Annotated in this window: 9 protein-coding genes; 6 read left to right on the top strand and 3 right to left on the bottom strand. The window is 76.1% G+C overall.

What is annotated here, in order from left to right; translation table 11 throughout:
- The first annotated feature begins 178 nt into the window (after positions 1–178).
- Genes ACWDVG_RS26105 through ACWDVG_RS26090 form a run of 4 tightly spaced genes read left to right on the top strand, consistent with a single transcriptional unit; the run spans position 179 to position 3,962 of the window.
- Positions 179–1,444 (top strand): AAA family ATPase, encoded by a 1,266-nt coding sequence (locus tag ACWDVG_RS26105; RefSeq protein ID WP_451702438.1) that lies wholly within the window; start codon positions 179–181, stop codon positions 1,442–1,444.
- A complete protein-coding gene (locus ACWDVG_RS26100; RefSeq protein ID WP_451702436.1) occupies positions 1,441–2,181 on the top strand; it encodes an NUDIX hydrolase in 741 nt (246 codons plus the stop codon). The genes ACWDVG_RS26105 and ACWDVG_RS26100 overlap by 4 nt, the downstream gene beginning before the upstream one ends.
- On the top strand, positions 2,178–3,194 hold the full coding sequence (locus ACWDVG_RS26095; protein ID WP_451702433.1) for an ADP-ribosylglycohydrolase family protein: 1,017 nt from the start codon (positions 2,178–2,180) through the stop codon (positions 3,192–3,194). The genes ACWDVG_RS26100 and ACWDVG_RS26095 overlap by 4 nt, the downstream gene beginning before the upstream one ends.
- A gap of 3 nt (positions 3,195–3,197) precedes the next feature.
- Positions 3,198–3,962 (top strand): nucleotidyltransferase domain-containing protein, encoded by a 765-nt coding sequence (locus ACWDVG_RS26090; RefSeq protein WP_451702431.1) that lies wholly within the window; start codon positions 3,198–3,200, stop codon positions 3,960–3,962.
- Here the strand turns inward: ACWDVG_RS26090 and ACWDVG_RS26085 are convergent.
- From ACWDVG_RS26085 to ACWDVG_RS26075, 3 genes are all read right to left on the bottom strand, one after another.
- Positions 3,959–4,648, bottom strand: coding sequence for a nucleotidyltransferase domain-containing protein (locus ACWDVG_RS26085; protein WP_451702443.1), 690 nt, complete (start codon positions 4,646–4,648; stop codon positions 3,959–3,961). The two genes, ACWDVG_RS26090 and ACWDVG_RS26085, sit on opposite strands and share 4 nt — an antisense overlap.
- 16 nt (positions 4,649–4,664) lie before the next feature.
- The gene (locus ACWDVG_RS26080) at positions 4,665–5,171 is read right to left on the bottom strand and encodes a Rieske (2Fe-2S) protein (RefSeq protein ID WP_451702429.1); all 507 of its coding nucleotides are present in this window, start codon (positions 5,169–5,171) and stop codon (positions 4,665–4,667) included.
- A gap of 221 nt (positions 5,172–5,392) precedes the next feature.
- The gene (locus ACWDVG_RS26075; protein ID WP_451702426.1) at positions 5,393–5,728 is read right to left on the bottom strand and encodes a DUF952 domain-containing protein; all 336 of its coding nucleotides are present in this window, start codon (positions 5,726–5,728) and stop codon (positions 5,393–5,395) included.
- A 127-nt stretch (positions 5,729–5,855) separates the two neighbouring features.
- On the opposite strand from ACWDVG_RS26075, the gene ACWDVG_RS26070 reads away from it, so the two are divergent.
- Together ACWDVG_RS26070 and ACWDVG_RS26065 are read left to right on the top strand one after the other, a co-directional pair.
- On the top strand, positions 5,856–6,197 hold the full coding sequence (locus ACWDVG_RS26070; RefSeq protein WP_451702424.1) for a chorismate mutase: 342 nt from the start codon (positions 5,856–5,858) through the stop codon (positions 6,195–6,197).
- Complete coding sequence (locus tag ACWDVG_RS26065; RefSeq protein ID WP_451702422.1) at positions 6,194–7,282, top strand: prephenate dehydrogenase; 1,089 nt, start codon at positions 6,194–6,196, stop codon at positions 7,280–7,282. The genes ACWDVG_RS26070 and ACWDVG_RS26065 overlap by 4 nt, the downstream gene beginning before the upstream one ends.
- Positions 7,283–7,372: the final 90 nt, after the last annotated feature.

Below are 7,372 nucleotides of genomic sequence, written 5' to 3'. Positions count from 1 at the left end.
CATCATGATTTGTTTTTTCCCCCGGGTCCAATACCAATCAAACCCGCCGCCCGCCCCCCCGCGCGCCCCCCCGCGCGCCGCCCCGCCCCCCCCCCCCGCGCCCCCGGGCCTCCTTTTTCGTCCTTGTGGCCGCACCACCGAGCCATTTATAGTCAGGATGACTCTTACGGAGGTGGTGATGAGCGCCCGCAGGAACACCCGCGACGGCCACGACGGCCACGGCCCCCGCCCCGGTTACGGGCACGGCCTCGTCCTCGGCAGGTTCTGCCCGCCGCACGCCGGCCACCACCACCTCGTCCGCACCGCGGCCGAGCGCTGCGAGCGGCTCACCGTCCTCGTCTGCGGCTGCCCGGGCGACCCCCTCCCGCTGGACGCGCGGGTCGACTGGATGCGCGAGATCCACCCCGAGGCCCTCGTCCTCGGCGCTTCCCTCGACGCCGCCGTCGACCTCCACGCCCCCCGCACCTGGGGGGACGCCTCCCTGGCCGTCCTGCGGGCCGCGGTGCCCGAGCGCGTCGACGCCGTCTTCACCTCCGAGCCGTACGGGGAGGAGTGCGGCCGCCGCTTCGGCGCCGCCTCCGTCGTCGTCGACCCCGAGCGCCTGGCCCACCCGGTCTCCGCCGCGCGGGTCCGCGCCGACCCGGCCGGCTGCTGGGACGAGCTGGCGGCGCCCGTGCGGGCGGCGCTCACCCGCCGGGTCGTCGTCCTCGGCGCCGAGTCCACCGGCACCACCACCATGGCCCTCGCCCTCACCGACCACTACCGGCGGCGCGGCGGCGTCTGGGCGCGCACCCGATGCGTACCGGAGTACGGGCGGGAGTACCGGGCGCTCCGGCTCGCCGAGCTCCGGGACGGCGACCCGGCGGCCGCCCCGGCCGACGTCGCCCTCCGCTCCGCCGACTTCCCGGTCCTCGCGCAGCGCCAGGCCGAGCGGGAGGAGGAGGCGGCCCGGGACGGCTCGCCCGTCCTCTTCTGCGACACCGACGCCTTCGCCGCCACCATCTGGCACGAGCGGTACACCGGGACGACCAGCCCCGACACGGGTGCCGTCGCCGCGCGCGGCCGCCAGCACCTCTGGCTGCTGACCGACCACCGGGGCGTCCCGAACCGGCCCCGCGCCGCACACGCGGCTCCGGACGGCGCCCCGCCCGGGGGCGAGCGGCTGCGGGCCTGGACGACCGCCCGCTTCCTCACCCAGCTCGCCCGCTCCGGCCGCTGCGCGGTCCTCCTCACCGGCCCCCACGAGGAACGGCTCGCCACCGCCGTCGCCGCCGTCGACGCCCTGCTGGCCGAAGGGCCGCGCCTCGCCGACGCGCCCCCCGGCCGGCCCGGTGACCGAGCAGCCGTCGGGCCCCGCGACCGAGCAGCCGCCCGGCCCGCCGTCGGGCCCCGCGACCGAGCAGCCGCCCGGCCCGCAGACCAGCCCCTCCGGGAACGCCGATGACCACGCCCGGCCCGCCCCCGCACGGCTACGACAAGCGCGCCTTCGAGCCCTTCGCCGTCACCGTCGACCTCGCCGTCCTCACCGTCCGCGAGGAACGGCTGCACGCCCTGCTCGTCCAGCGCGGCCAGGAGCCGTACGCGGGCGAGTGGGCGCTCCCCGGCGGCTTCGTCCTGCCCCGCGAGTCCGCCGAGGCCGCCGCCCGCCGCGAACTGGCGGAGGAGACCGGCCTGCCGGGACCGACCGTCGAGGGCCTCCACCTCGAACAGCTCCGCACCTACAGCGAGCCGGACCGCGACCCCCGGATGCGGGTCGTCTCCGTCGCCTTCACCGCCCTCGTCCCCGGGCTGCCCGAACCGCACGGCGGGGGCGACGCGGTCGAGGCCCGCTGGCTGCCGTACGACGAGGTTCCCGGCCTCGCCTTCGACCATGACCGCATCCTCGCCGACGCCCGGGAACGCGTCGGCGCCAAGCTCGAGTACACCTGCCTCGCCACCGCCTTCTGCCCGCCCGAGTTCACCCTCGGCGAGCTGCGGCAGGTGTACGAGACGGTCTGGGGCGTCCCGCTCGACCGCCCCAACTTCCGGCGCAAGGTCCTCACCACGCCAGGCTTCGTGGAAGCCGTGGCGGGACCGCCGCGCCGCACCGGCGGACGGGGGAAACCGGCCGCGCTCTACAGGGCGGGCGAGGCCACGGCCCTCCACCCGCCACTGCTCCGACCGGAAGGACGATCCGCATGACGACGAAGCAGGCAGCGACCGGGACCCTGATCGGACTGGCGCTCGGCGACGCCCTGGGCTTCCCGACCGAGTTCCACGACGTCCCCGCGATCCTCGCCGCGCACGGACCGTGGCGGTCCATGGAACTGCCGCTCGCCCGAGGCACGGCGTACGTCACCGACGACACCCAGATGACCCTCGCCCTCGCCCGGGGCATCCGGACCGCCTCGGAGCGGGGCCCGCTCACCCCGCTGCGGCTCGCACGGCCCGTCCGGGAGGAGTACGTCGACTGGTACCACTCCCCGGAGAACAACCGCGCCCCGGGCCGCACCTGCCTGGTCGCCTGCCGGCTCCTCGACGGCGACCGGCCCTGGCAGGACGCCAGCCAGATCCACTCCAAGGGCTGCGGCGCCAACATGCGCGTCGCCCCCGTCGGACTCGTCCCCGGACTCACCGAGGAGCAGCGCGCGGGCGCCGCCCAGCTCCAGGCCGCCCTCACCCACGGCCACCCCACCGCCCTCGCCGCCTCCGACCTCACCGCCCGCGCCGTGTACCTGCTCGCCCAGGGCGTCGACCCGACCGGCCTCGTCGGACAGCTCCGCTCGTACGCGTACGAGAACCGCTCCCGCTACGACGAGCGCTGGCTCGGCGACCTGTGGACCCGCTCCCAGGACCCCGGCGCGACGCACTTCGCCCGGCGCGGCTGGGACGAGTGCCTGGCCGTCCTGGAGCGGCTCGACGCCGTCCAGCGCACCGCCGACCCGGAGCTCGACCCCTGCACGTACACCGGCGACGGCTGGATCGCCGAGGAAGCCCTCGCCACCGCCCTGCTCTGCTTCCTGCTCTTCCCCGACGAGCCCCTCACCGTCCTGCGCCGGGCCGCCTGCACCCGCGGCGACTCCGACTCGATCGCCGCCCTCGCGGGCGCCTTCGCCGGCGCCCACCTGGGCGCGGACGCCTGGCCCGCCGCCTGGTCGCAGACCGTCGAACACCGGGCCGAGCTGCTGGCCTTCGGAGCGCTCTGGGACGCTTGAGCCATGACACAGCTCGTGGACGCCGACCTCTCCGCCGTCGTGGCGGAGCAGCCCGACCGGCTGCTCTTCGCGACCGTCTCCGGTGCGCACCTGTACGGATTCCCCTCGCGGGACTCCGACGTGGACCTGCGCGGGGCGCACCTGCTGCCGCCGGAGGCGCTCCTCGGGCTGCGCGAGCCCGAGGAGACCCGGGACCGGATGTGGGTCAGGGACGGCGTCGAGATGGACCTCGTCACCCACGACCTGCGGAAGTTCGCCCGGCTGATGCTGCGGCGCAACGGCTACGTCCTGGAGCAGCTCACCTCCCCGCTGGTCGTGCACACCACGGACGTCCACGCCGAGCTCGTCGCCCTCGTGCCCCAGGTGCTGACGCGCCACCACGCCCACCACTACCGGGGCTTCGCCGGCACCCAGTGGCGGCTGTTCGAGAAGAGCGGCGAGCTCAAGCCGCTGCTCTACACCTACCGCGCGCTGCTCACCGGCATCCACCTGATGCGCGCGGGCGAGGTGCAGGCGCACCTGCCGACGCTCGTCGGCGAGGTGCCCGAGGCCCCGGCCCGCCTCCCCGGGCTCGTCGCGGCGAAGGCCGAGGCCGAGCACGGTGCCGCCGAGGTCGTACGGGAGGACGTACGGGCCGAGGTGGAGGCGCTGCACGCGGTCCTCGACGCGGCGCAGGAGGCCTCGGCCCTCGGAGAGACGGTGCGCGCCCACGACGCGCTCCACGACCTCGTCGTACGGGCCCGGCTCCATCCGGAAGGGACGGGCTAGACCTCCCGCAGGGCCGAGGCGCGGCGGGCCCGGATCAGGAAGTCCTCGATCCGGGCCGCGTCCGGGTCGGCGGGCAGCGGGCTGGCGTCGTGCGCCCGGTCCGCCTCCTCCTGGAGCCGGTTCATCCAGGCCTCGACCTCGGGCCAGGCCACCTCGCCGCGCTTGACGGCGAGGAGCCGGTCGCGGTCCTCGCCGACCTCGATGTGGAGTTCGCCCGTGCGCAGCAGGTCGCGGCAGCTGGTCAGCAGCCGGAGCAGGTGCATCGCGTGCTTCCAGCGGGGCCGGCCGTACTGGCGGACGTCCGCGTCGAGCTTGCGGCGCTGGCCCCCGGCGTACCGGACGAAGGTCTGGTGGGAGCGGCGGGACAGGAACGAGCCGCGCAGCGCGATCAGTTCGCGGCCGAGGTCGTCGGCGTGGGTGACGACGGGGGAGTGGAGGCACTCCAGGACGTTCGGGTTGTTGCGCAGGGCCAGCTCGCAGAAGCGTTCCAGCTCCCAGCTGAACTGCTCCTCGCGGGGGCCCTCGACGTGCGCGGGCGGCTTGTCGAAGCGCCAGAACAGCGGCGTCGGGGCGAGGTAGACGCCTCGGACGTCCGTGTCGCTGTCCTCGGTGGCCAGGCCGAACGCGCGCGAGCCCATCACGCAGGAGTAGATCGTGTGGTCGCGCACCAGCGCTTCCGGAGTCATGTCCATGCCGGTCAGGCTACGCGAGGGTGATCGACTCCCCGGAGACGGTGATCCGCTCGGCCGGCAGCGGGCGGGTGGCGGGTCCGGCCGCCACCGAGCCGTCGGCGATCCGGAACCTCGACCCGTGGCACGGGCAGTCGATGGTGCCGTCCGCGACCTTGTTCACCGTGCAGCCCTGGTGGGTGCAGACGGCCGAGAACGCCCTGAACTCACCGGCGGCCGGCTGCGTCACGACCACCTTCTCCTTCGCGAAGACCGTGCCGCCGCCGACCGGGATCTCGGACGTCCGGGCCAGCGCCCCGCCCGCCGACGCGCTCGGGGTGTCCTCGGCGGCCGGGCCGCTCGGCGTCGACGGTGCCGAAGGAGCAGTCGTGGACCGGCCGGGCTCCGCGGGCGACGCCGTGGTGCTCGTACCGTCCCCGCCGTCCCCGCCGCCGTCCGAGCCGCAGCCGGTGGTCGCCGCGGTCGTCAGGGCCGCGGCGGCGAGGAGGACGGTACGGCGCGGAGTCGCGTGCGAAGTCATACGGCCCAGCTTGGCGCGGGCCCGTGCCGAGCAGGACGCAACACGCCGTCGACCCGGCCCGCCGGCCGGCGTCGCGCCGAGAGTGCCCGCTCGTGCGGCCGGGCAGGACTCGCACGGGCGGGCAGGACTCGTGCCGGCGGGCCGGGCCCGCGCCGCTCGGGCAGGACTCGTGCAGGCGGGCAGGACTCGTGCCGGCGGGCCGGGCCCGCGCCGCTCGGGCTTCACGGCCAGGGCGTCAGCTCCCGCGCGCGGCCGTCCGGATCGCGGCGGACCTCCAGGACGGACGTCACCGCCGCCCGCTCGATCGGGCCGTGGACGTGCGGGAACAGCCGGCCCTCCGAACCCTCCCAGCGGACCTCGGCGCCCAGCCGCGTCTCGTCGATCACCAGGACGAGCAGCGGGCCCCGGACGTCCCGGTAGCGGGCGTCGGCGATCGCGAGGGCCGCGCGCTCGTCCGGCGAGCAGTGGACGAAGCCCTCGGCCGCGAGCGACGGCGGGGCGTACGGGACCTCGGGAGCGGCGGACCACGAGTCCAGGGGCACGACGTGCATCAGCATGCCGACCTTTCTACCTCTCTGCCTCCCGGCCCGCCCGCCGCCCGTCTCGGAGGGCGGGCGCCCCGGCGCGCCGCACCCCGGCTGGCTAGGCTGAGTGGTGCGCAGACGCAGGTGAAGGAGTGAGGACGTGGCCGTACGAGCGGTCCGGGGCGCGGTCCGGCCGGACCGGGACGAGGCCGGGCGGACGCACGCGCGCGTCCAGGAGCCGCTCACCGCCGTGCCCGACCGCAGCGGATGCACCGCCGTCGGCGTCCCCCTGGTCCGCGCACAGGAACTCGACGCCCGGTACGAGGGCGACCCTCCGCCTTGCGATCGCACGCACCGGACGCCGCAGGCCCTGCCCTTCGGGCAGACGGCGCTACTTTCCGGACACGACCCGGCCCACGTCGAGACCGACCTCCCCACGTCCCGGACCGCGCCCGTCCACCCCGGCGCCGCGGCCGCCCTGCGCAAGGACATCGCCCCGTGAGAACAGCCCTCGTCATCGGAACCGGACTGATCGGCACCTCCGCCGCGCTCGCCCTCGCGAGCCGCGGGGTCACCGTCCACCTCCGCGACCACGACCCGGCGCGCGCCCGCACCGCCGCCGCACTCGGCGCGGGCACCGACGAGGCGCCCGAGGGCCCCGTGGACCTCGCGATCGTCGCCGTACCGCCCGCGCACGTCGCCGCCACCCTCGCCGGGGCGATGGCCGCCGGGCTCGCCCGCGGCTACCTCGACGTGGCGAGCGTCAAAGGCGGGCCGAAGCGGGAGCTGGAGGCGCTGGGCCTCGACCTCACCGCGTACATCGGCACCCACCCCATGTCCGGCAAGGAGCGATCCGGCCCGCTCGCCGGGACCGCCGACCTCTTCGAGGGCCGGCCGTGGGTGCTCACCCCGACCCGGGACACCGACACCGAGGTGCTCAACCTCGCCCTGGAGCTGGTCGCCCTCTGCCGGGCCGTGCCCGTCGTCATGGACGCCGACGCCCACGACCGGGCCGTGGCCCTGGTCTCCCACACCCCGCAGCTGGTCTCCTCGATGGTCGCCGCGCGCCTGGAGGAGGCCGACGAGACGGCCGTACGGCTCTGCGGGCAGGGCATCAGGGACGTCACCCGGATCGCCGCCTCGGACCCGCGGATGTGGGTCGAGATCCTCTCGGCCAACCCGGGGCCCGTCGCCGACGTCCTCGCGGGCGTCGCCGCCGACCTCGACGAGACCGTCCGCGCCCTGCGCGCCCTCCAGTCCGCCGACGACGACAAGCGCCGCGACGGCGCCTCGGGCGTCGAGGACGTCCTGCGCCGCGGCAACGCCGGCCGCGCCCGCGTCCCCGGCAAGCACGGCGCCGCCCCCACCGCGTACGAGACGGTCGCCGTCCTCATCAGCGACCAGCCCGGCGAGCTGGCCCGGATCTTCGCCGACGCGGGCCGGGCGGGCGTGAACATCGAGGACGTCCGCATCGAGCACGCGACCGGCCAGCAGGCGGGCCTGGTCCAGCTGATGGTGGAGCCGTCGGCCGCCCCGACGCTGGGCACGGCCCTGAAGGAACGCGGCTGGGCGCTCCGCACGGGCTGAGGCGGCCGCACGAGCCGGGGCGTACGGTCGCACGGGCTGAGGCGGTCGTACGAGCCGGGGGTACGGCCGCGCGGCGCGGGCCGGGGCGCC

The sequence above is a fragment of the Streptomyces sp. NPDC003327 genome, assembly GCF_053589515.1.
This window is presented reverse-complemented; position numbering and strand designations above follow the sequence as displayed.

Coding starts and splice junctions, on each gene's coding strand:
- ACWDVG_RS26105 (WP_451702438.1), top strand. CDS start 179: ATGAGCGCCCGCAGGAACACCCGCGACGGCCACGACGGCCACGGCCCC.
- ACWDVG_RS26100 (WP_451702436.1), top strand. CDS start 1,441: ATGACCACGCCCGGCCCGCCCCCGCACGGCTACGACAAGCGCGCCTTC.
- ACWDVG_RS26095 (WP_451702433.1), top strand. CDS start 2,178: ATGACGACGAAGCAGGCAGCGACCGGGACCCTGATCGGACTGGCGCTC.
- ACWDVG_RS26090 (WP_451702431.1), top strand. CDS start 3,198: ATGACACAGCTCGTGGACGCCGACCTCTCCGCCGTCGTGGCGGAGCAG.
- ACWDVG_RS26085 (WP_451702443.1), bottom strand. CDS start 4,648: ATGACTCCGGAAGCGCTGGTGCGCGACCACACGATCTACTCCTGCGTG.
- ACWDVG_RS26080 (WP_451702429.1), bottom strand. CDS start 5,171: ATGACTTCGCACGCGACTCCGCGCCGTACCGTCCTCCTCGCCGCCGCG.
- ACWDVG_RS26075 (WP_451702426.1), bottom strand. CDS start 5,728: ATGCTGATGCACGTCGTGCCCCTGGACTCGTGGTCCGCCGCTCCCGAG.